The sequence below is a fragment of the Streptomyces sp. NBC_00203 genome (assembly GCF_045206325.1).
Classification (GTDB): domain Bacteria; phylum Actinomycetota; class Actinomycetes; order Streptomycetales; family Streptomycetaceae; genus Streptomyces; species Streptomyces lutosisoli.
Window position 1 is genome coordinate 608,414 of record NZ_CP108126.1, and the last position, 22,859, is coordinate 631,272.

A 22,859-nucleotide genomic window follows, 5' to 3' on the forward strand; every position below is an offset into this window, starting at 1 on the left:
ACGCCCGTCTCGGGCATGACCTGTCGGACAGCCCCTGAGACACCCGGCGTCCCGGCCGAGCCCTTCCCCGTCATGCCACCGCCCCCAGCACCCCCCGGGACCTGCGCTCGAACTCCTGCACCACGGGCTCGTGGCGGCGGGGCTCGAGGCGCCTACGGAAGTCGCGCAGGGCCTGGATCGACCGTTCGCTGTGCACGGTGCTGAGGGTGTCGAGCGCCTCGGTCGCGGTGCCGACGGCCTCGTCGAGGCGGTCCTGCTGGAGATGGGCGGTCGCCAGGACGGAGCGGCTGATGGCCTGGCGCCTGCGCCGGTCCGCGTTGGCGCTGAGCGACTCGCTCGCCGTGCGTTCGGCCTGGGCGGCCTGCCCCAGGTCACGGAAGCACAGGGCGGACTCGGCCTGCAGATAGTGGTGGTCGAGATAGCGCACCCACACCGACTCCTGCGCGGCTCCCTTGCTCGCGTCCAGCTCCCGCTCGGCGAGACGCAGGGCTTCGGAGGCCTCGTCCGAGCGGCCCTGCGCCGCGTGCCCGCGCGCCGACATGGCGTACAGGCGCATCAGGCCGAGCGGGCTGCCCGCGCCCTTCGCGGTGACGATCCCGGCGCGGGCCAGGGCCACCCCCTCGTCGGGGCGGCCGAGGTTGGTGGCCAGATGGGAGAGTCCGGCCAGGATCTGGCCGCCCAGCACCCGGTCGCGGCCCTCGGCGCAGAGTCTCAGCGCCTGGGTCATATAGCGCTGGGCCAGGCCGTACTCCCCCGCGTCGTACGAGCTCCAGCCGGCCATCGCGGCCAGGCGCGCGGCGGCGGCGTACAACTGGCGGCGCAGCCGCGGCGGCGTACCGCGCCGCTGGAGCAGGGGGACGACCTCGGTGGACAGGTAGTGCACGATGCTGGTGCGCACTCCGCCGCCGCCGTAGTGGTTGTCCATCTGGTCGAACATGGCGATCATCGCGTGCACCTGCTCGACGGGTCCGCCGCTCGCCGTCAGGGCCGGTTCGACGGCCTCCTGGTGCTCCAACAGCCAGAGCAGCCACTCGCGTTGAGGGTGCGTCAGGGCGGCGGCCACGAAGGGGACCGAGCCGAGGAGGCTGCGCCGGGAAATGTCGGTGGACCCCAGCTCCGCCAGGGTGTGAAGGGTTTCTGCCACGTCTTCGCCATAGCCGAGCGCCCTGCTCACGACGGGGCGCTGCTGATCGGAGAGGAAACCGAGGTCCGCGGGTGACACGGCGCGGCCGAGCCGCTCGGACAGTACGGCGGCGATCAACTCCGGTGTGGTTCCCCGCGGTTGCTGGCCCTGGAGCCAGCGGGTGACCGACGCCTTGTCGTAGTGGGAGTCCGTGCCCTGACGCCGGCCCAGCTCGTTGACCCGCAGGGCGAGTGAGGCGTAGGAACAGCCGGCTTCCTTGAGGGCGGCCGCCAGCACTTTGTTGGCCCCGGTGGGGACCTTGCCGGCGTTCCTCGCTTGTCCGTCGGTCACGGTGGCCATCCCGGTCTCGCCTCACGGTCGCGTACGGCTGCGCTCGTACGTACCTGCCGGAACATCAATTTCCGTACGGACGAGCACAGTTGGACGCCATCGCCACGAAGTGTGCGATACGTCACTCGATCACTATGGTCGCCGACACACTCAGTGTGCAACCGGCGTTCTGATAATTTCAGAACGATTCGCATCGCCCTGTCTCTGTCATCGACCGCGTGGCACACTGCACGCTGTGACGGCCGTTCCGGGAGGTAGGACGTGAGCGAGAACCGCTCTGGCGGCAGCGCCCCCACCGTCCTGCGGATGGTTCTCGGGAAGCGGCTTCGGCAGCTGCGAGAACAGGCGGGGGTGTCGTTCGAGGACGCGGCACGGGCCATCGAGGTCACTCCGTTGACGGTCCGCCGGATCGAGAAGGCCGAGGTCGGGCTACGTATCCCGTACGTACGGGAGTTGCTGCGCACCTACGGGGTGCCGGCGGCGGAGATCGACGACTTCCTCGCCCTGGCCAGGGAGGCCAACCAGCCCGGCTGGTGGTACAAGTACCGCGACGTACTGCCGGAGTGGTTCAGCGCCTATGTGAGCCTGGAGAGCGAAGCCAGCGTCATCCGCCTCTACGAACCCCACTACGTTCCCGGCCTGTTGCAGACACGCGACTACGCCACCGCACTCATGCGCGTCGGCTTCCCCAACGAGTCGAAGGAGGACATCGCCCGCCGCGTCGCCCTGCGGGTCAAGCGCCAGGACCTGCTCGCCAAGCCGGACGCGCCCGCCATCTGGGCCGTTCTGGACGAGACGGTGCTGCGTCGGCCGGTGGGCGGGGCCGAGGTGATGCGGGCTCAGATCGACCGGCTGCACGAGGTCCTGGACATGCCGAAGGTCCGGATCCAGATCATGCGTTTCAGAGTGGGGGCACACCCGGGCGCCTTCGGCCCGTTCCACCACTTCCGCTTCGGCTTCTCCGAACTCCCCGACGTCGTCTACACGGAGAGCCTGGTCGGCGCGGTCTACGTCGACCGGCCCGACGACGTCGTCACCTATCTCGAAGTACTGGACCGGATGTCCGTGCAGGCGGAGCCGGTCGCTCGGACCAGGGCCATCCTGGGTGAACTGCGTAAGGAGTTGTGATCCATGGGATCCGTCCACAGCGGCATGTCCGCCGTCGATCTGGGAACCGAGGGCTGGGAAAAGCCCTGGAGCGGCACGAACGGCGGAAGCTGTGTCGAGGCCAAGCGGCTGCCCGACGGCAGCGTCGCCTTCCGTCAGTCCAGGGACCCGGAGGGGCCCGCGCTGGTCTACTCCCGGGACGAGATGATCGCGTTCCTCCAGGGCGCCAAGTCCGGGCAGGCCGACTTCCTGATCGCCTGAGCACCACCACCGCGTGGCCCTGAGGCCACCACTACGCCCGCACAACCGGACAACCCGCACGGCTACTCCCCCCGTGCGGGTTGTCCCCTTCACACTGGGGGAGTCGGTCGTCCGGGAGGGAGTGGGTGCGGGGATGATCCTCCACCAGGCCCTCGCCCAGTGCCGGACGCTGGTCGTCGAGGGTCCCGACGGCATCGGCAGAAGCGGCCTGATCGCCGAACTGGCCCGGCACGGATTCATGATCCGCCGATCGCACGGGCACCTTCACCATGTGAACCCGACCCAGCCGTACCGCGAACTCCTCGCCGCGCCGGGGCGGTTGGCCGTCGACGGCAGCCTCGTCCACGAGCTGGTCTACGGCCCGCTGCGGCGCGGGCGCTCCCGGGTGACGTGGATCCAGGCACTCGACTTCGCGGAAGCGGTGGCCGAACGCGACGGCGCCCTCATCCATGTGACGGGCGAGACGGACGACACCGAGGCGGTCGACGCGTACGAACGGGCGCTGCGCACCCTGTCCCAGCATGTCCCCGTGGTCACCCTCGACGCGGCACAACTGGGCCGTCCGATCCGCGCCCCCGCTACCCCACAGTCCCAACTCGGGGGCTGCACAAAGGCATTGACGATAAGTTAGAGACCGACCGAGTGACGTACGGCAGGAGACTTCCCATGGCAGACGGCCACCCCACCCCCGACCAAGAAGCGCTGTCCAAGATCGACACCACGGTGCCGCACTCGGCTCGCATCTGGAACTACTGGATGGGCGGGAAGGACAACTACGAGGTCGACCGGGTGGCGGGCGACGCCTACCGCGAAGTCGCCCCGAACATCGAGACGATGGCCCGCGCCTCCCGCGGCTATCTGATCCGCACCGTCACCTTCGTGGCCGGCGAACTCGGCATCCGCCAGTTTCTCGACATCGGCACCGGCCTGCCCACGTACGACAACACCCACCAGGTCGCCCAGCGCGTGGCACCCGAGTCCCGGATCGTCTACGTCGACAACGACCCCTTGGTGCTCCGGCACGCCCAGGCGCTGCTGACCAGCACCCCCGAGGGCGTGACCGACTACATCGACGCGGATCTGCACGAGCCCGAGAAGATCATCGAAGCGGCGAGCCGCATCCTGGACTTCGACCAGCCCGTCGCCCTGATGCTCATGGGCATCCTCGGCCACATCCAGGACTACGAGGAGGCCAAGTCGATCGTCCGCCGCCTCCAGGCCGCCCTGCCTTCCGGCAGCTACTTCGTGCACTACGACAGCACCGACACCGACGCCGCGCTCAAGGAGGCCCAGCAGGGCTACGACGACACGGGAGCGATCCCGTACGTCCTGCGCAGCCCCGAGCAGGTCAGCGCCTACTACGAGGGGCTCGAACTGGTCGAACCCGGCATCGTGTCCTGCCCCCTGTGGCGCCCGGAGCCCGGTACCTCGCCCGAGCCCACGGACGTCCACGGGGGTGTGGCCCTCAAGCCGTGATCAGGCCTGTGCCGCCGGTTCGATGTTCTGGTTGAGGCGGAACAGGTTGTCCGGGTCGCGGTCGGCCTTGACGCGGGCCAGGCGGGCGTAGTTGTCGCGGTAGCTGGCCCGCACGCGCTCCTGACCCTCGTCCATCATCATGTTGACGTAGGCGCCGCCCGCGGAGAACGGGTGCAGGGCCTCGGAGTAGTCGACGCTCCACCGCTTGATGAGTTCGGCGTTGGCCGGGTCGGGGTCCACGCCCGCGAACACGGAGGCCCAGCGCGCGTCACGGTAGCTCCACGCGGTGTCCGTCGGGCCGTGGTCGTGCACGGCGCCGTCGATGGGGTACAGATGCATCGTCGACTTCCATGTCGGCAGTTGGGCACCGAACTTGGCGTGCAGGTCGACCGCGTCGCCGGGGATCTCGTTGACGAAGTCGGCGCGCCAGTACCACTGGTCGCCGGGCGGGTAGACCCCGTCGAACGCCGACTGGATGGTGGGGTGCGGCATCGGCGCGGGGCCGTGCAGCAGCGGTGCGGGCAGAGCGTCGAGCAGGGGTGCCATCTCCCTGGCCGCCGCCTCCGTGTCGTCCCCGACACGGCACCACACGACGCCGCAGACCTTGCGCAGATGGATCTCCTCCGGGAACGGCGGGCCCGGCGGGACGGATCCGAACAGGAAGAAGGCGTTCAGCTCGCGTGGCGCGTGCGGGATGAAGTCGCGGTAGGCGGCGAGGACTTCGGCACCGAGTTCGACGGGCCAGAAGGTGGGCCCCGCGACGACGTTGCTCACCTCGTGCAGCCGGAACACGAACGAGGTGACGACGCCGAAGTTTCCCCCGCCCCCGCGGATCGCCCAGTACAGGTCGGTGTTCTCGTCGGCGCTCGCCCGCACGGACTCGCCGTTCGCCAGTACGAGGTCGGCCTCCAGGAGATTGTCGATGGTCAGCCCGCAGCTGCGGGTGAGGTGCCCGAGGCCGCCGCCCAGCGTGATGCCGCCGACGCCCGTCGTGGAGATGATGCCGCTCGGTGTTGCCAGACCGTGTGCGTTGGTGGCGCGGTCGACCTCGCCCCACACGCAGCCTCCGCCGACGCGGACCGTGCGGGCCTTCGGGTCGACCTCGACGTCCTTGAGCGGGGAGAGATCGAGGACCACGCCGTCGTCGCAGGTTCCCAGGCCCGCTCCGTGATGGCCGCCGCCGCGCACCGCGAGCGGGAGGCCGTGGTCGCGGGCGAAGCCCACGACATGGGAGACGTCCTCGGCGCCGGTGCAGCGAGCCACCAGGGCCGGCCGTCGGTCGATCATCGCGTTGTACACGGTACGGGCCTCGTCGTACCCGGAGTCGTCCGGTCCGATCAAATGCCCTTTGAATCCCGCCAGTTCCTGGCGTGCCGCCTGTGCTGGTGTGATGGACATACGCATCCCCCGTGCCTGGGGACCGGTTCCGGGGTCCCGTGTCCGGGCCCCCTGCTCCAGTCTCCCTCCAATGAGTCCGATACGCCCGTTCTAGCCCGGTTCCCGGTATGCGGATATCCGTGCCCGCCACCCACCTCGCACCCGGCGGCTACCTAGAGATGGGCCAAGAAGTCCTCCCGGAAGTGTGACGCGAGAGCGAACGGCTCCTGCTGGACATCGTGGTGCAGCAGACTCACCTCCGACGGCGGTCTTGGGGCCAGTGAAACGCGCGCTCTGGACCTGCACGAAGGATCACACCAAGACCGCCGTCTCCACGATCCATCGCGGCGGAAATCGGTCCCTGCGCGAGGTCGTCAGCTTCCGGCGGCGGGAAGCATGCCCAGTTCCACGGCTCGCGCGGCGGCCTGGCGCCGGCTTCGGACGCCGAGTTTGTCCAGGACGGCGGAGACGTGGTTGTCGACCGTGCGCACCGACACCACCAGCTTGTCCGCGATCTCGGGGTTGGTCAGCCCCTCCGCGAGCAGCCGCACGACCTGCAACTGGCGCTCGGTGAGACCGGCGGGATTCTCCCGTGTCACCGCGAGCGGGCCCCGCGGGATCCGGCGCATTCCGAGCGCGCGCAGCTCCCCGCGGACCAGGCGGGCGAGCGGCTCCGCACCCAGCGCGTCCAGAGCGGCGAGCGCGGTCAGCTTGTCCTCGGGGTCAGGGCTCTCGGCAAGGGCGGCGGCCTGCTCGTACGGGCACCCGGCCGCCGCCCAGATCCGGGCGGCCTCGCGCCAGCGGCCCGCGGTCTGGAGAGCGTACGGGTGCTCCGAACCGTCCGCCTCGACCGGATGCCCGGCCTTGGTGAGCCAGTAGCCGAGCTCCGCCCGGTGCGGCACGGCGGACAGCCGACGGGCCTCCGCGAACACCGGGCCGGCGGCCTCGGCCACGGCGAGGTGATCGCCTCGCAGCCAGGCCGCCTCGGCCAGGGCCGCCGCGACCGGTCCGGTGCGCTGGAGCTCACTGCTGCGCACCGCGATCTCCCAGGCCTGGGTGAGCAGTTCGTCACCGCCGCTCCTGCCGCGGCGCACTCGTACGCGTGCCAGCACGGTCAGCGCGGGGCAGCGGGCGGGCACGAAGTCGTGTGCACCGGCCTCGGCGTATTTCTCGGCGTCGTCCCAGGCCCCGGCGGCGAGTTGCCGCAGCGCCATCTCGACGTTGAGATAGCTGAGGAAGCCCAAGTGCTCAGCCCGGTCCGCCAGTTCCATCGCCGGGGCGAGGAAGCGGTCGGCCTCGGCGAAGTCGAGGTTTTCGAGCAGGGTCCAGATGATGTTGGCGTAGGCGCGGCACGCGTGCTCGACCTCGCCCGCGCCCAGGGCCACTTTCAGGCTCTCCTCCACCTGCGCCCGTCCCCGTGGGTCGCCGGTCCGCCAGCGGGCGGAGCCGACGTTGTTGAGGGCGTGCGCGAGGATCTCCAGGTCACCCGCCCTGCGGGCCAGAGCGATGGCGCGCTCACCGACGGCGATCGCCTGCGCATGCCGGTCGGACAGCATGTGCAGCTGGGAGGTGTTGCTCAGCGCCAGGGCGAGCAGCCGGTCGTCACCCGCCTCTTCCAGTACGGCGATGGCTTCCCGCGCGGCCTCCCGCGCCTCCTCGGCGTCACCGGCCCACCAGTGGATCCTCGACAGCCACCGCAGATCCGCACCGAGCGCCCGCGCGTCTCCCAGGGACCTGCGCAGCGCGACCGCCTCCCGCTCGGCGCGGACGGCGGCCCCGGAGTCCGCGATCGTGTAGCTCTCCACGGCGTATCGCTCAAGGAGGCCGGCCAGCTCAAGTGGGGTATGGCGCTCGCGCTGCCGCAGGACGAGCCGCAGGTGGGCGGCGGCTTCGCGGTGTGCGCCCGCACGGGAGGCGTCCCGGGCGGCGTCGGGTCCGTAGCGCGCGATCGCCTCCTGGTCGCCGGCCTCCGCCGCGTGATGCACGATCCGTGACGCGTCGGAACCCGGCAGGGCGACGAGTGCGGCGAGCACGTCCCGGTTCAGTTCGATCCGCCGTGCGGCGGGCAGTGAGTCGGCGATGGCGCGGCGGATCAACTCGTGCCGGAAGCCCGCCCGCTCCGGCGTGACGACCAGCAGCCCGCGCCGCTCGGCCGCCGCCAGCTCGGCCACCCCTTGCGTCAACAGTGCATTGACCAGCGGGCGTTCCACCGCGGACGGCACCACGGCGAGCTGCTCCAGCGCGTCCCGGGTCCCGTCGTCCAGCCCTCGCAGCCGGGCCAGTACGGCGTCCACCACCGTCGGCGGCACACCGCCGGTGCCGCCGGCCGCCACCACCTCGGCGACGAAGAACGGATTGCCCGACGTCACCTCGTACACCTCGGCCGGATCCAGTCGGCTGGCCGCGCTCAGCCTGCGTACGGCCTCCGGCGAGAGCCGGGGCAGCGGCAGGCGGTGCACCCGCTCCGCCCGGGACACCTGACCGAGCAGATGACGCAGCGGGTGCTCACGGCCCAGTTCGTCGTCCCGGTAGGTCAGGACCAGCACGGCCGGAAGCCGCTCCACCCGGCGGACCAGGAAGCGCAGGGCGTCGAGCGAGGCCTCGTCGGCCCAGTGCACGTCCTCGACGACGAGTATCGCGGGGTGCGGTGCCCCTCTCAGCTCGATCCGCAGGGCGTCGTACACCCGATGACGGTCGCCGCCCTCGGTGAGCGCCTGTGCCAGTTCCGGGCCGACGCTTCCGACGAGGTCACGGAAGGGGCCCAGCGGCCGTCGCGTCGCGAGATCATCGCACTCCCCCAGCAGCACCCGCGCCTCGGGTGGCATGACCTCCGGCAGGGCCTTCACCAGGCTGGACTTGCCGATACCGGCCTCGCCGAAGACAAGCGCCACCGATCCGGCGCCGTCGGCCGCTTCCCGCGCGGCGGCAGCCAGTCGGGCGAGCTCGTGGTCGCGTTCGAGGATCCCCCAATCCACGGGGCAATTCTGGCACAGCCACGCTTTTCCGGCGGGGTCTCGGCGAACTCGCGGGCGCCGCGTGTACGGGCCAGGAGCTTGCCCGGATCAGGTCGCGGACCGCCCGCGCCGCGTCTCGGTCCGGTGCGGGCGGGACAGCAGCACGAGACTGCGGGGTTCGACACGGACGTCGGTGCCGGCCTTGCGTTCCGACTCGTCCGGCAGACCCTGCGGATCGGCGGTGTCGATCCGCACCGCCCATCGCTCGCCGTAACCGGCGTCCGGCAGGCGGAAGACCACGGGCTCCCAGTAGCTGTTCAGGAGCAACAGGAAGGAGTCGTCCGCCACGGGATCGCCGTACGGATCGGGCTCGGCGATGGCGTCGCCGTTGAGGAAGACGGCGACGGCGTGTGCGTCGGGGCGCCGCCAGTCCTCGTCCGTCATCTCGCGGGCGTCGGGGCGCAGCCACATCAGGTCCGGCAGCGGCTGATGCTCGTGCGTCGCGGTGTCGCCGAGGAAGAAGCGGCGGCGCCGCAGTACCGGGTGGGCGGCGCGCAGGGCGATGGCACGCCGGGTGAACTCCATGAGCTCGCGCTGGTCGTCGCTCAGGTTCCAGTCGATCCAGGAGATCTCGTTGTCCTGGCAGTAGGCGTTGTTGTTGCCCCGCTGGGTGCGGCCGAGTTCGTCGCCGTGGGCGATCATCGGGACGCCCTGGGACAGCAGCAGGGTGGCGAGGAAGTTGCGCTGCTGGCGGGCGCGCAGTTCCAGCACCCCCTCGTCGTCCGTGGGGCCTTCGACGCCGCAGTTCCAGGAGCGGTTGACGCTCTCGCCGTCCCGGTTGTCCTCGCCGTTGGCCTCGTTGTGCTTGTCGTTGTACGAGACCAGGTCGCGCAGGGTGAATCCGTCGTGCGCGGTGACGAAGTTGATGCCGGCGCGCGGCCGCCGCCGGTCGTGCTGATAAAGGTCGGACGAGCCGGTCAGCCGGGACGCGAACTCACCGAGCGTGTGATCACCGGCACGCCAGAAGTCCCGTACGGAATCTCGGTACTTGCCGTTCCACTCGGACCACAGCGGCGGGAAGTTGCCCACCTGATAGCCGCCCTCACCGACGTCCCAGGGCTCGGCGATCAGCTTCACCCGGCCGACGACCGGATCCTGCTGGACCAGGTCGAAGAACGCCGACAGCCGGTCCACCTCGTGGAACTGCCGTGCCAGGGTGGCCGCGAGGTCGAAGCGGAACCCGTCGACGTGCATCTCGGTGACCCAGTACCGCAGCGAGTCCATGATCAGCTGGAGCACGTTGGGGTGCCGCATCAGCAGACTGTTCCCGGTGCCGGTGGTGTCGTAGTAGTGCGCGCGGTCGCCTTCCACCAGACGGTAGTACGAGGCGTTGTCGATGCCCCGGAAGGAGAGCGTGGGGCCGTGCTCGTTGCCCTCGGCCGTGTGGTTGTAGACGACGTCGAGGATCACTTCGAGGCCGGCCGCGTGCAGCGCCTTGACCATCGACTTGAACTCGGTGACCTGCTGTCCGCGGGTGCCGTGGGCGGCGTAGGCGTGGTGCGGCGCGAAGAAACCGATCGTGTTGTAGCCCCAGTGGTTGGACAGGCCGCGGTCGCGGAGGAAACCGTCCTGGGCGAACTGATGCACCGGCATCAGCTCGACGGCCGTCACTCCCAGCGAGGTCAGGTGCTCGACGACCGCCGGGTGGGCCAGTCCCAGGTAGGTGCCGCGCAGTTCGGCCGGGACCTCGGGGTGCGTGCGGGTCAGACCTCGCACATGGGCCTCGTAGATCACCGTCTGCGCGTACGGGTGCCTCGGCGGACGGTCGTCGCCCCACTCGAAGGCCGGGTCGGTCACCACGCCGAGCAGGGTGTGACCGGCGCTGTCGGCCGGGGAGGGCCCGTCGGGTGCGTGCTCGAAGAGCGAGGCGTCGTTGTCGGCCTGTCCGTCGACTGCCCTGGCGTACGGGTCGAGCAGCAGTTTCGCCGGATTGCACCGGTGGCCGGCGGCCGGGTCCCAGGGGCCGTGCACCCGGTAGCCGTAGCGCTGCCCCGGGCCGACGCCGGGGAGGTAGCAGTGCCACACGAAGCCGTCGACCTCGGTCAGCGTGACCGTACGAGAGTCGCCGGACGTGCCGGACGCGCCGATCAGGACGAGATCGACGCGTTCGGCGACTTCGGTGAACAGAGCGAAGTTGGTTCCTTCGCCGTCGTATGTCGCGCCCAGTGGATAGGGGCGCCCGTTCCAGGTGCGCACGTGATCACCGTACGGCGATCACGGCCGCGGTGCCGTCACAGCGTCCGCCGATGGCGGTGACCGCGTGGCTGCCGTCATGGGATCACCCGACGGCGACGGCAGCCTCCTTCTCGTCGAGGGGGCCGGCGAAGGCCGGCTCCGGCAGCGGTACCTCGCGAGGCGCCTGACGCGCCTCCCGCAGGCTGGGCGCGGGTGCGGCCGGGACCAGCGGGGCGCGTTCCGCGGCCCGGGCCCGCCACGAGAACCAGATGATCTTGCCGCCGGCGCCGGTGGCGCAGCAGCCCCAGCCGTCACTGAGCGCGGCGATCTGCGCGAGGCAGCCCTGCGGCGCGTTGTGCGGGCGGATGTCCTGGCTGTTGTCCGAGACGGCCGCGATGAGGTGCTGGCCGTTCCACCACATCTCGATGGTCGTGTTCTTGTCCGCCGCGTGCTCCTCGATCGTGTGGAGCAGCGCTTCGGCGCAGTGACAGACGGACTCGACGAGATTTTCCAGATTCCAGTACCGGAGGTGCGCGGCCAGAATGCGCCTGACCTGCCCGACCCTTTCCGGGCTGACCTCCACGTCGAGGTAGTAATAGCAGGGCACTGCAGCTTTCATCGTCGTTGGCTCCTCACCGGCGAAGCTCTTGCTTCTCCTCGCCCCTGCGGGCCGAGCCCCGAACACGAAGCGTGAGCAATGATCGCTTCTGAGTCAGTCCCAGAGTGAGAGCGCTACTCCATTCGTGCAACACGAGAGCGCCCCCCAATATGGTTGAAGACCTAACAAGACGCTCGGTGGCGGTACGGGCACCATGAGTGAGAGCTCTGATCTCCGTAACGGATCGGTGCCTCTGCGTGCACGGCCCTCACCCGCCATCCAGGCGAGCCGTGCGCGGTCCAAAGAGTGGGAAGGTGACCAGCGTGATGCTGCTGCCTGCCAAAGCCGAGGTCGCCAGGCATCTGGAGCGATACCGGGCCTGGGAACGCCTGTTGCTCGCAACCCCCGCCGACCACGAGGTGCGGGGCAATTTCGAGAACACCGGGTACACCCTGTGCGTCCTGATGGGGAAGCGCTGCGCGCGGGAGGCCGCGGACGCCGCCGAGCACTATCTGCGGGATGTTCCGGCACGGATCTGAACCGGTTCGGCGTGACGCGGATCCCAACCGCGGGTTGGGCTCAACGACGGCGGAGGCGAAACCCATGGACACAACCCCGGACACCGGCCGCATCCCGATCGTGGATGTCCGTCCGGTCGTCGAGTACGGCAGCCGCCCCGCGAAGGCGGTCGCCGGCGAGACCTTCGAGGTCACCGCCACTGTCTTCGGCGAGGGCCAGGACGCGGTCGCCGCCAATGTCGTGCTGCGCGACCCGAGCGGCCGCCTCGGCCCGTGGACGCCGATGCGCGAACTCACCCCCGGCAGCGACCGGTGGGGCGCCCACGTCACACCGGACGAAATCGGCCACTGGACCTTTCTGGTGGAGGCCTGGAGCGACCCCGTCGCCGCCTGGCGCCGCGCCGCCGAGATCAAGGTCCCGGCCGGGATCGACCTCGGGCTGATCCTGGAGGAGGGCGCCGCTCTGTACGAGCGCGCCGCCGCGGGCGTACCGGAGTCGGCGGGCCGGGACGCGGTGCTGGCCGCCGCGAACGCCCTGCGCGACGAGTCCCGGCCACCGGAGGCCCGACTCGCGGCCGCCCTCACCCAGGAAGCAGACTCCGCCCTCGCCGAGCACCCGCTGCGTGAACGGCTCACCCGCTCACTGCCGTTGCCCCTGCTCGTGGAACGGAAACGGGCACTGTACGGCGCGTGGTACGAGTTCTTCCCCCGGTCGGAGAACGGGCAGCCCGGGAGCGGGCTGTCGGAGAGCGGACGGCCGGTCCCGCCGGTGCACGGCACGTTCCGTACGGCCGCCGAACGCCTTCCCGCCATCGCGGAGATGGGCTTCGACGTCGTCTATCTGCCCCCGGTCCACCCCATCGGCACGACGTTCCGCAAGGGCCCCAACAACAGCCTGTCGGCGAGCCGTTCGGATGTCGGTGTGCCCTGGGCGATCGGCTCCCCGGAGGGCGGGCACGACGCTGTCCACCCGGACCTGGGCACGATCGACGACTTCGACGCGTTCGTACGCCGGGCAGCGGACCTGAACCTCGAAGTCGCCCTCGACTTCGCCCTCCAGTGCTCCCCCGACCACCCGTGGGTGGAGAAGCACCCCGAGTGGTTCCACCACCGGCTAGACGGCACGATCGCGTACGCCGAGAACCCGCCGAAGAAGTACCAGGACATCTATCCGATCGCCTTCGACGAGGACATGCCGGGGCTGATCGCCGAGAGCGTACGGCTGCTGCGCTTCTGGATGGAGCACGGCGTACGCATCTTCCGCGTCGACAATCCGCACACGAAGCCGGTGGTGTTCTGGGAGCGGGTCATCGCCGAGATCAACCGCATCGACCCGGACGTGATCTTCCTGGCGGAGGCGTTCACCCGCCCGGCGATCATGCACCGGCTCGCGACGGTCGGTTTCCAGCAGTCGTACACGTACTTCACCTGGCGCGACACCAAGGAGGAGCTGACCGGCTATCTCACCGAACTCTCCGGTGAGACGGCCGCGTTCATGCGCCCCAACTTCTTCGTCAACACCCCCGACATTCTGCCCGGCTACCTCCAGCGAGGGGGTCGGCCGGCCTTCGAGGTACGGGCCGTGCTCGCCGCGACGCTCTCACCGGCGTGGGGGATGTACTCCGGATACGAGCTGTGCGAGAACGCCCCCGTCAAGCAGGACAGCGAGGAGTACCTCGACTCCGAGAAGTACCAACTGCGGCCGCGCGACTGGACGTCGGCCGAACGCGAGGGCAGGTCGATCGCGCCGCTGATCACCCGGCTGAACCGGATCAGGCGGCGCCACAAGGCCCTGCACGAGCTCAGGAACCTCCACTTCCACTCGGCGGACAACGACGCCCTCATCGCGTACAGCAAGCGCACGGGCGACGACACGGTTGTGGTGGTGGCGAACCTCGATCCTCACCACACCCAGGACGGCACGGTCTCGTTGGACATGCGGCACATCGGCCTGGACTGGGACGAGTCGGTGCCGGTGCGCGACGAGCTCACCGGCGAGACCTATCACTGGGGCAGGGCCAACTATGTGCGTCTGGGACCGGGCGGTGCGCATGTGCTCACCGTCGGCCCCTCGTCGCGGATCGGAGCGTCACCCGCATGATGGTCAACGAGCCCGTCCCGGACACGTTCGAGGACACACCGGTCAAGGACCGCGATCCCGACTGGTTCAAACGCGCCGTCTTCTACGAGGTCCTGGTCCGCTCCTTCCAGGACAGCGACGGCGACGGTGTCGGCGACCTCAAGGGCCTCACCGCGCGACTGGACTATCTGCAGTGGCTGGGCGTCGACTGCCTGTGGCTGCCCCCGTTCTTCAAGTCGCCCCTGCGGGACGGCGGGTACGACGTCTCCGACTACACCGCGGTGCTGCCCGAGTTCGGTGACCTGGCGGACTTCGTCGAGTTCGTGGACGCCGCCCACCAGCGCGGCATGCGGGTGATCATCGACTTCGTGATGAACCACACCAGCGACCAGCACCCGTGGTTCCAGGAGTCCCGGTCCAATCCCGACGGCCCGTACGGCGACTACTACGTCTGGGCCGACGACGACAAGCAGTACCAGGACGCCCGCATCATCTTCGTCGACACCGAGGCCTCCAACTGGACCTTCGACCCGGTCCGCAAGCAGTACTTCTGGCACCGCTTCTTCTCCCACCAGCCCGACCTCAACTACGAGAACCCGCGAGTCCAGGAAGAGATCCTGGCGGCACTGCGCTTCTGGCTCGATCTGGGCATCGACGGCTTCCGTCTCGACGCGGTGCCGTACCTCTACCAGGTGGAGGGGACGAACTGCGAGAACCTCCCCGCCACCCATGAGTTCCTGAAGCGGGTCCGTACCGAGATCGACGCCCTCTATCCGGACACGGTGCTGCTGGCGGAGGCGAACCAGTGGCCGGAGGACGTGGTCGACTACTTCGGCGACTTCCCCTCGGGCGGCGACGAGTGCCACATGGCGTTCCACTTCCCGGTCATGCCGCGCATCTTCATGGCCGTCAGGCGTGAGTCGCGCTACCCGGTATCGGAAATCCTCGCCAAGACCCCGGCGATCCCGTCCGGCTGCCAGTGGGGCGTGTTCCTGCGCAACCACGACGAGCTGACCCTGGAAATGGTCACCGACGAGGAACGCGACTACATGTACGCGGAGTACGCCAAGGACCCGCGGATGCGCGCCAACATCGGCATCCGCCGCCGCCTGGCCCCGCTGCTGGACAACGACCGCAACCAGATCGAACTCTTCACCGCCCTGCTGCTGTCCCTGCCCGGCTCGCCGATCCTCTACTACGGCGACGAGATCGGCATGGGCGACAACATCTGGCTCGGCGACCGCGACGCCGTCCGCACCCCCATGCAGTGGACCCCCGACCGCAACGCCGGGTTCTCCTCCTGCGACCCCGGCCGCCTCTTCCTCCCCACGATCATGGACCCGGTCTACGGCTACCAGGTCACCAACGTCGAGGCGTCGATGTCGTCACCGTCGTCGCTCCTGCACTGGACCCGCCGCATGATCGAGATCCGCAAACAGAACAAGGCATTCGGCCTCGGCTCCTACACGGAACTCCAGTCCTCCAACCCGGCTGTCATCGCCTTTCTGCGCGAATACAAGGACGACCTCGTCCTGTGCGTCCACAACTTCTCCCGCTTCGCCCAGCCCACCGAACTGGACCTCCGCGTATTCGACGGACGCCACCCTGTGGAGCTGATCGGCGGGGTGCGATTCCCGGCCATCGGTGAGCTTCCGTATCTGCTGACCCTGGCAGGTCACGGCTTCTACTGGTTCCGGCTGCGGCGCGCTGTCGCACCCGGCGCCACCAGGCGTTCTTGACCGTGTGCCGCCGCCCGCTCCCCCAGCCCACCTGCCTCAGGATCCCCCAGCCCGCATGCCTCAGAAAGGACGTGTCGCCATGGCGAAGACCGCGCTGCACCGTCCCAGCGACCTCGGCACCGCTCCGCTGCTGACCTCGCTCGCCGAGCTGCTGCGTGCTTGGCTGCCTCGGCAGCGCTGGTTCGCGGGCAAGGGCAGGCCCGTCACCGATCTGAGCCTGATATCAACGACCGAGCTGTACCCGGGATGCCTCCATCTGCTGGTCCGCACCGAACACCTCGGCCCGCCCGCCCACGGCGGCCCCGGCACTCCCCCGCCCGACGACTGCTACCAACTGCTCGTCGGAGTACGGGACGTCCTGCCGCCGCGTCTCGCCCACGCCGTCATCGGACGGGCGAGCGCGGGCCCGCTGGCCGACCTGATCGTGTACGACGCCCTCCACGACCCCAGAGCGGCGGGCCTGCTCCTGGAGCGCCTGCGCCGGCCGGGCACGGTGGGCCCACTGCGCTTCGAGCGCGACACACGCGTGACGGTGCCCGCCGGTCTCGCTCCGCGTCTCCTGGACGCCGAACAGTCCAACACCTCCCTGGTGTACGGGGATTCGTTCATCCTGAAGATCTTCCGCCGCGTCCAGCCCGGCATCAACCCCGACCTGGAGGTGCCGTGGGCGCTGGCCCGGCAGGGCTGTAGCCGCGTGCCCGCCCCCGCCGCGTGGTTCCGGACCTCGCGACCGCAGGAAGCGACACTCGGCGTTCTTCAGCCGTACCTGCGCGAGGCGGCCGACGGCTGGACTCTCGCGCTCGAATCCCTCGCCCTGGGGCGGGAGTTCACCGAGGAGGCCTACGAACTGGGGCGGGCGACGGCTGAGGTACATCTGGCACTGGCCTCGGCCTTCCCCGTCGATGTGCCGAGCCCCCGCCAGAACAATCGTCTCGCGGCTGCGATGAGTGAGCGTCTCGACGCCGCGGTCCGATCCGTTCCCGAACTCCGGCCGCATGCACCGGGCTTGCGGTCCGCCTTCGACGCGCTCGCGGCCCTCGACGGGGCGGTCCGTCCCGCACAACGAATACACGGCGACCTCCACCTCGGCCAAGTCCTGCGGGCCGGACAGCAGTGGTCCGTCATCGACTTCGAGGGCGAGCCGGCCCGCCCGCTCACCGAACGCCGACGGGTCCAGTCCCCCGTACGCGACGTCGCGGGCATGCTGCGCTCCTTCGACTACGCGGCCCGTTCCCGCCACCCATGGCGTCCCGAGTGGGCGCAGAGCTGCCGCGAGGCCTACTGCGCGGGCTACGCCGCCGAGGCGGCGTGGGACCCGCGCGAGGAGCCCGAGCTGCTGCGCGCGTACGAGACGGACAGGGCCGTGTACGAGGTGCTGTACGAGGCGAGACACCGTCCTGACTGGCTGCCCGTGCCGATGGCGGCGGTCAGGCGTCTCGCCGAACGCTGTTGAAGGCCCTCCGGCAGTGCTGCCCCGCCCGCTCCTATCCCCCTCTTGAGGAGGCTGACGTCGTGACAGTTCGCACCGCATCGGTGAATGTCCAACCGGCCGCTGCCGCTTCGTTGGACGCGACAGACCGGGGGCGGCTGCTGTCGGGCGCCCATCACGATCCGCACGGGCTGCTCGGCGCACACCCGGTGCCGGGCGGCGTCGTCTTCCGGGCGCTGCGGCCGTACGCCCAGGCGGTGGCCGTGGTGATCGATGGAACGCGTACGCGGCTGGACGACATGGGCGACGGGCTCTTCTCCCGCGTACTGCCGCTGCCGCTGCCGCTCGACACCATCCCCGAGTACACGCTGCTGGTGACGTACGACGGCACCGAGTCCGAGGTGCACGACCCGTACCGCTTTCTGCCCGCGCTCGGCGAACTCGATCTCCACCTGATCGGCGAGGGCCGGCACGAGGAGCTGTGGACCGCGCTGGGCGCCCACCCGATGACCCACGAGGGCGTCCTCGGCACCCGCTTCACGGTGTGGGCCCCGAACGCGCAGGGGGTCAGGGTCTGCGGGGACTTCTGCCACTGGGACGGCAACACGGGATTCCCGATGCGCTCGCTCGGCTCCTCCGGGGTCTGGGAGCTCTTCCTTCCCGGCTTCGGCGAGGGCACGCTCTACAAGTTCGACATCATCCGCCCGGACGGCACGCACACGCTGCGCGCCGACCCGATGGCCCGGCGCACCGAGGTGCCTCCGGCGACGGCCTCGATCGTGACGGAGTCGTCCCACGTGTGGGCGGACGCCGAGTGGATGGCGGGCCGGGCGGCGAAGCAACCGGTGCACGAGGCCCCGTTCTCGGTCTACGAGGTGCATCTGGCGTCCTGGCGCCCCGGGCTGACGTATCGCCAACTGGCGGAACAACTACCTGCGTACATCGGTGACTTGGGCTTCACCCATGTGCAGTTCATGCCGGTGGCCGAGCATCCCTTCGGCGGATCCTGGGGCTACCAGATCACCGGGTTCTACGCCCCGACGGCACGCCTTGGCACTCCGGACGACTTCAAGTACCTGGTGGACGCGCTGCATCGGGCGGGCATCGGCGTCCTGATGGACTGGGTTCCGGCCCACTTCCCGCGCGACGACTGGGCGCTGGCCGAGTTCGACGGCCGACCGCTCTACGAGCACGAGGACCCGCTGCGGGCCGCGCACCCCGACTGGGGCACCCTGGAGTTCGACTACGGACGCCGCGAGGTCCGCAACTTCCTCGTCGCCAACGCCGTGTACTGGTGCGAGGAGTTCCACATCGACGGCCTGCGCGTCGACGCCGTCGCCTCCATGCTCTACCTCGACTACTCCCGCGAGCCGGGCCACTGGGTCCCCAACGAACACGGCGGCCGCGAGAACCTCGACGCGGTCGCCTTCCTCCAGGAGATGAACGCCACCGTGTACCGCCGCAACCCGGGCGTCGTCACGATCGCGGAGGAATCCACGGCCTGGGACGGCGTCACCCGGGCGACTTCTGAAGGGGGTCTGGGCTTCGGCCTGAAGTGGAACATGGGGTGGATGCACGACTCGCTCGAATACGTGCAGCGCGAGCCGATCCATCGCCAGTACCACCACAACGAGATGACGTTCTCGATGGTGTACGCCTACAGCGAGAACTACGTCCTGCCCATCTCCCACGACGAGGCCGTCCACGGCAAACGCTCACTCGTGTCCAAGATGCCCGGCGACTGGTGGCAACAACGCGCCAACACCCGCGCCTACCTCGGCTTCATGTGGGCCCACCCCGGCAAACAACTCCTCTTCATGGGACAGGAATTCGCCCAGGGCGCCGAATGGTCCGAAGCACACGGCCCCGACTGGTGGCTCCTCGACCCCGCCTACGCAGCAGAACCGGACCACCGAGGCATACGCGACCTCGTCCGCGACCTCAACACCCTCTACGCCCGCGAACCCGCCCTCTGGCAACGCGACACCGACCCCACCGGCTTCACCTGGATCGCCGGCGACGCCGCCCAGGACAACGTCTTCGCCTTCCTCCGCCACGACGCCGACGGCACCCCGCTCCTGGCGGTGTCCAACTTCTCCCCCGCGGTCCGCCACGGCTACCGCCTAGGCGTCCCGGAGGACATCCCCGCCTGGCACGAAATCCTCAACACCGACGCCGCCCGCTACGGCGGCAGCAACGTCCTGAACCAGGACCCCGTCAAACCCGAACCCCACCCCACCCACGCCCGCCCCACCAGCATCCAACTGACCCTCCCACCCCTCGCCACCCTCTGGCTGCGGCCCGCCTGACGCATGTCGCGGAAGGCAGAACGAGTTACTGCACGCCGCCGGCGGCCCGCGGTCGCAGCCAGACGAAGGCCGCCGCCGAGGCGTCGTACTTCTCGGCGAAGTGCTGGATGAGCGACGCGTGCAGATCGCTCTCGTCGTCGACCACGATCAGCTCGTGCGCACTCGCCGATCCACCGAAGACCGCGCTTAGACGGAGAGTTGGTCGAAGCGATGGCCGGCCATGTACGAGAGGAGGTCGGGTCCGGTGACGTAGACGCAATACTCGACGGCGACGAACCGGCAGCTGAACTCCCGGCGCCCGCCCGCCGCATCGACCAGCGTCACCGAAGCGTGAGTGAACCGTTCGAGGGGCGTACTCCTCAACCACAGTTCGTCGAAGCCCTGCTCGACGAAAGCGCCGAAGGCGGATTTGGCGACCACTTCGAGTTGTACTCCGTTGCCGGAGGGCCGGCCGAGGGCGGGGAAGGAGACGAGGGAGCGATCGCCCCAGCGATAGAGCGTCATTCCCAGGGGCGTCGAGCACAGCCGCACTTCGAAGAGCGGGCGGGAATCCTCACCGAGTCTGCGCGCGAGCGAGTAGAGCGTGCGGAGGTTGCGCATGATGTCGCGTCGGATGTCGGCGCTGCTCTCGCCCTCTTCATGGTTGAGGAGGGAGATGGCAAAGGAGTCGGGGCCGAGGAGCAGGATCTGGACGCGGGCGCCGTTCTCTGTGGCCGACCTGACGCCGCGGAAGAAGCGCTCGGAGAATTGCGGGCCGAAGAGGTCGGAGCAGATGTCGAGGATCTTGACGTTCGAAGTGGAACCGTAGACCTGAGCGCTGAACCACTCGTAGTCGAGGCGCGAGTGCTCGCGGACCCGGCCCTCCTGGGCGCGGCTGATCAGCGGGCGACGGCCCTTGCGCGGAAGGGGAGGCACATCACGCAGGGTCGGTTGAGAGTCGAGCGGCGACACGGTCGTGTCCGGATCGGGGATGTGTGCTGGTGTGGTGTCTTCCGCCTCGGTCACGCGGCCTCGACGGGCGGTACGCAGGGCGTCGAGTGCGAACCACTGCTGCCGCCAAGACTCCAGAACTGTTGGGGGGACATGACGGCGCTCGAACGGCTGATACTCCATGCCGTTCTCGTCCCAGGACAACAGTGTGAGCACCAGCCAGATCAGTTTGTCGAGGCTGATGAACTGCCGTCCGGCAAAGACCTTGCTCTGGGTCGCTTTGGCGCACGCGCCTTTCTCTCCGAAGAGCTTCACCCCACGCACCCGGATGCGGTCGAAGGAGGGGGCGCCGCGCTGCCTCCTCAACTCGGTGAGCGCGAGCCCGAGCCCGAGCCCCTGGAGTGCTTCCTCATATTCGGCGGCAGTGTCGTCCGCAGTGTTCTGTGCCACGCCGCTCACCCCCGTTCGCGGTACGGATACCAGGCTCGGGTTTTCACCGCGGAACAGCGCCGAACGTGCTGGAACAACTGGGAACACGACCAGTGGTGTTCGGTGACGGACGCTGTCTGATCGGAGTGCATCAGAGTTGTTCGGTTCGTGCAGGTCACACCCCTGACCGGGGGCACGGTGGCGATATGAATCCGAACCCGCCGGTGAACCCCGGTCCCTCAGGCGACCCCTCGGAACCGCCGTTCCTGTCCCTGCACACCACCGTCGTCCTGCTCACGAGCCTGGTCATAGGACTCGTCACGGGCACTCTGACCGCGCTTGCCGGCGCCCCCGTCGCAGGAGCAGTGCTGGCCGGGCTGACGGCGTCCGGATCCGCCGTCCCCGTACTGCGCTCGCTCATCAACCCGGCCCGATAACAGCTGAAGCCTGTCAGGGTGCCGACGGCTTGCCCGGGGTGTCCAGCCAGGTGTGGAACAGGGGTGTCAGGTCCTTGCCTGATGCGTGCTCCGCGAGGCGGATGAACTGGGCCGTGGTGCCGTGGCCGTCGCGGTGGGTGGTGGCCCAGGACCGCAGGATGTGGAAGAACACCGGATCACCGACGGCCGTGCGCAGCTTGTGGAGGGTCATGGCGCCGCGGGCGTACACGGGAGTGTCGAAGATGTGCGCCCCGCTCCCGGGGTCGCCGGGCGGGAACGCCCACAGGTCGCTGCTCGCGGGACTGGCGTACAGCGAGTCGAAGGTCTTCTGCGCGCTCTTGCCGCCGTGTTGCTCGGTGTAGAGCCACTCGGCGTACGTCGCGAAGCCTTCGTTGAGCCAGATGTCCTTCCAGCGGGTGAGGGTGACGGAGTCGCCGAACCACTGGTGGGCGCTTTCGTGGACGAGGGTGCTCAGGTCCGGTGCCGAGTCGTAGACGGGCCGTGTCTGGGTCTCCAGCGCGTACCCGACCTGGGGTGCGCGGTCGACGATCGACCCGGCGGCCCGGAACGGGTAGGGGCCGAAGATCTCGCTCTCCCAGGCGAGGACCGACGGCAGCTTCTTCAGGACCGGCGCGGCGGCGGCCGCCTCGCGCGGGTCGACGGCGTTGTAGACCTTGAGGCCGTCCGCGGTGGTGTACTGCTCGACGTCGAACTTCCCGACGGTCGCGGTGGCCAGGTACGCCGCCATCGGCTCGGACTGCCGCCAGCGGAAGGTGGTCCGGCCGTGTGAGGTCTTCTGCCCGAGGAGAACACCGTTGGCCACGGCGGTACGCCCCTTCGGCACGGTGAGCTTGAAGTCGTACGACGCCTTGTCCGTGGGGTGGCTGTTGGCGGGGAACCACGTCATGGCGCCCTGGGGCTCACTCGCGACGAACGCGCCGTCGTCCGTGGGAATCCAGCCGTCGAGGGAGCCGTCGGGGTCCGTGACCGGCTTCGGGGTGCCGGAGTAGGTGACGGCGACGCGGAACTCCTGGCCCTTGCACAGCGCGTCCCGCGGGGTGACCACGAGTTCTTGTCCATCACGGCGGAAGGACGCCTTGGCATGGTCGACTGTGATGCCCGTGACCTTCAGGCCCTTGAGATCGAGGTCGAAGCGGGTCAGCCGCTGGGTGGCCCGGGCGGTGATGACGGCCTTGCCGTCGAGGTGACGGCTCTGCGGGTCGTAGCCGATGGTGAGGCCGTAGTGGTGGACGTCGTAGCCGCCGTTGCCCGAGAGCGGGAAGTACGGGTCTCCCGCGCCGGCGGAGCCCACGGTCCCGGCCGCGGCCGGCCCGGCCCCCACGAGAAGAGCCGCGACGGCCACGGGGACCGCCGCGACAACGGCTTCTCGGCGAAGGACAGTTGTGCGTCTGGTCGTGGACTTCTGCGGGCGTCGCGTCACGTTCGCTCCTCCGGTCGATGGAGATCACACAAGGGGTAGATGGCGATCACTCGGGGGTCGCGAGT

General features: G+C 69.4%; 16 protein-coding genes and 1 pseudogene. 10 read left to right on the plus strand and 7 right to left on the minus strand.

Translation table 11 applies throughout. The annotated features are described in order from the left end of the window. Positions 1–70 precede the first annotated feature (70 nt). Positions 71–1,483, minus strand: coding sequence for a hypothetical protein (locus OG975_RS03045; RefSeq protein ID WP_406327191.1), 1,413 nt, complete (start codon positions 1,481–1,483; stop codon positions 71–73). Between the two features lie 252 nt (positions 1,484–1,735). Between OG975_RS03045 and OG975_RS03050 the strand changes: the two genes are divergently transcribed. From OG975_RS03050 to OG975_RS03065, 4 genes are all read left to right on the plus strand, one after another. Then, complete coding sequence (locus OG975_RS03050; protein WP_406327192.1) at positions 1,736–2,602, plus strand: helix-turn-helix domain-containing protein; 867 nt, start codon at positions 1,736–1,738, stop codon at positions 2,600–2,602. 3 nt (positions 2,603–2,605) lie between these two features. Continuing rightward, on the plus strand, positions 2,606–2,842 hold the full coding sequence (locus OG975_RS03055) for a DUF397 domain-containing protein (protein ID WP_327426220.1): 237 nt from the start codon (positions 2,606–2,608) through the stop codon (positions 2,840–2,842). Between the two features lie 133 nt (positions 2,843–2,975). Then, positions 2,976–3,473, plus strand: a complete 498-nt coding sequence (locus OG975_RS03060) for a hypothetical protein (RefSeq protein ID WP_406327193.1) — start codon at positions 2,976–2,978, stop codon at positions 3,471–3,473. Positions 3,474–3,508: 35 nt separating this feature from the next. After that, positions 3,509–4,318, plus strand: a complete 810-nt coding sequence (locus OG975_RS03065; protein ID WP_406327194.1) for an SAM-dependent methyltransferase — start codon at positions 3,509–3,511, stop codon at positions 4,316–4,318. On the opposite strand, the gene OG975_RS03070 is transcribed toward OG975_RS03065, so the two are convergent. The 4 genes from OG975_RS03070 to OG975_RS03085 all read right to left on the minus strand — a co-directional run bounded on the left by OG975_RS03070 (position 4,319) and on the right by OG975_RS03085 (position 11,503). Then, entirely contained in the window at positions 4,319–5,716 is a 1,398-nt protein-coding gene (locus OG975_RS03070; RefSeq protein WP_406327196.1) for an FAD-binding oxidoreductase, read from the minus strand. It abuts the gene before it with no gap. Positions 5,717–6,069: 353 nt separating this feature from the next. Further along, a complete protein-coding gene (locus OG975_RS03075; RefSeq protein ID WP_406327198.1) occupies positions 6,070–8,670 on the minus strand; it encodes an AAA family ATPase in 2,601 nt (866 codons plus the stop codon). Between the two features lie 87 nt (positions 8,671–8,757). After that, entirely contained in the window at positions 8,758–10,905 is a 2,148-nt protein-coding gene (glgX, locus tag OG975_RS03080) for a glycogen debranching protein GlgX (RefSeq protein WP_406327199.1), read from the minus strand. A gap of 82 nt (positions 10,906–10,987) precedes the next feature. Continuing rightward, positions 10,988–11,503, minus strand: a complete 516-nt coding sequence (locus OG975_RS03085; RefSeq protein ID WP_406327201.1) for a pep a2 — start codon at positions 11,501–11,503, stop codon at positions 10,988–10,990. 305 nt (positions 11,504–11,808) lie between these two features. Between OG975_RS03085 and OG975_RS03090 the strand changes: the two are divergent. From OG975_RS03090 to glgB, 5 genes and pseudogenes are all read left to right on the plus strand, one after another. Beyond that, positions 11,809–12,000: pseudogene (locus OG975_RS03090) on the plus strand (DUF5133 domain-containing protein); the annotation flags it as partial. An 85-nt stretch (positions 12,001–12,085) separates the two neighbouring features. Next, complete coding sequence (locus OG975_RS03095) at positions 12,086–14,101, plus strand: alpha-1,4-glucan--maltose-1-phosphate maltosyltransferase (RefSeq protein WP_406327202.1); 2,016 nt, start codon at positions 12,086–12,088, stop codon at positions 14,099–14,101. Then, a complete protein-coding gene (gene treS / locus OG975_RS03100) occupies positions 14,098–15,819 on the plus strand; it encodes a maltose alpha-D-glucosyltransferase (RefSeq protein WP_406327203.1) in 1,722 nt (573 codons plus the stop codon). Before OG975_RS03095 ends, treS begins: the two co-directional genes overlap by 4 nt. Positions 15,820–15,898: 79 nt before the next feature. Beyond that, positions 15,899–17,272 (plus strand): maltokinase N-terminal cap-like domain-containing protein, encoded by a 1,374-nt coding sequence (locus OG975_RS03105; protein ID WP_406327205.1) that lies wholly within the window; start codon positions 15,899–15,901, stop codon positions 17,270–17,272. Between the two features lie 59 nt (positions 17,273–17,331). Next, on the plus strand, positions 17,332–19,557 hold the full coding sequence (gene glgB / locus OG975_RS03110) for a 1,4-alpha-glucan branching enzyme (RefSeq protein ID WP_406327206.1): 2,226 nt from the start codon (positions 17,332–17,334) through the stop codon (positions 19,555–19,557). Positions 19,558–19,743: 186 nt separating this feature from the next. On the opposite strand, the gene OG975_RS03115 is transcribed toward glgB, so the two are convergent. Beyond that, positions 19,744–20,937, minus strand: coding sequence for a hypothetical protein (locus OG975_RS03115; protein WP_406327207.1), 1,194 nt, complete (start codon positions 20,935–20,937; stop codon positions 19,744–19,746). Positions 20,938–21,122: 185 nt separating this feature from the next. Between OG975_RS03115 and OG975_RS03120 the strand changes: the two genes are divergently transcribed. Further along, entirely contained in the window at positions 21,123–21,353 is a 231-nt protein-coding gene (locus OG975_RS03120; protein WP_406327208.1) for a hypothetical protein, read from the plus strand. Between the two features lie 13 nt (positions 21,354–21,366). Here OG975_RS03120 and OG975_RS03125 read toward each other — a convergent pair whose 3' ends face one another. Further along, positions 21,367–22,794, minus strand: coding sequence for a M1 family metallopeptidase (locus OG975_RS03125; RefSeq protein WP_406327209.1), 1,428 nt, complete (start codon positions 22,792–22,794; stop codon positions 21,367–21,369). Between the last annotated feature and the right edge of the window lie 65 nt (positions 22,795–22,859).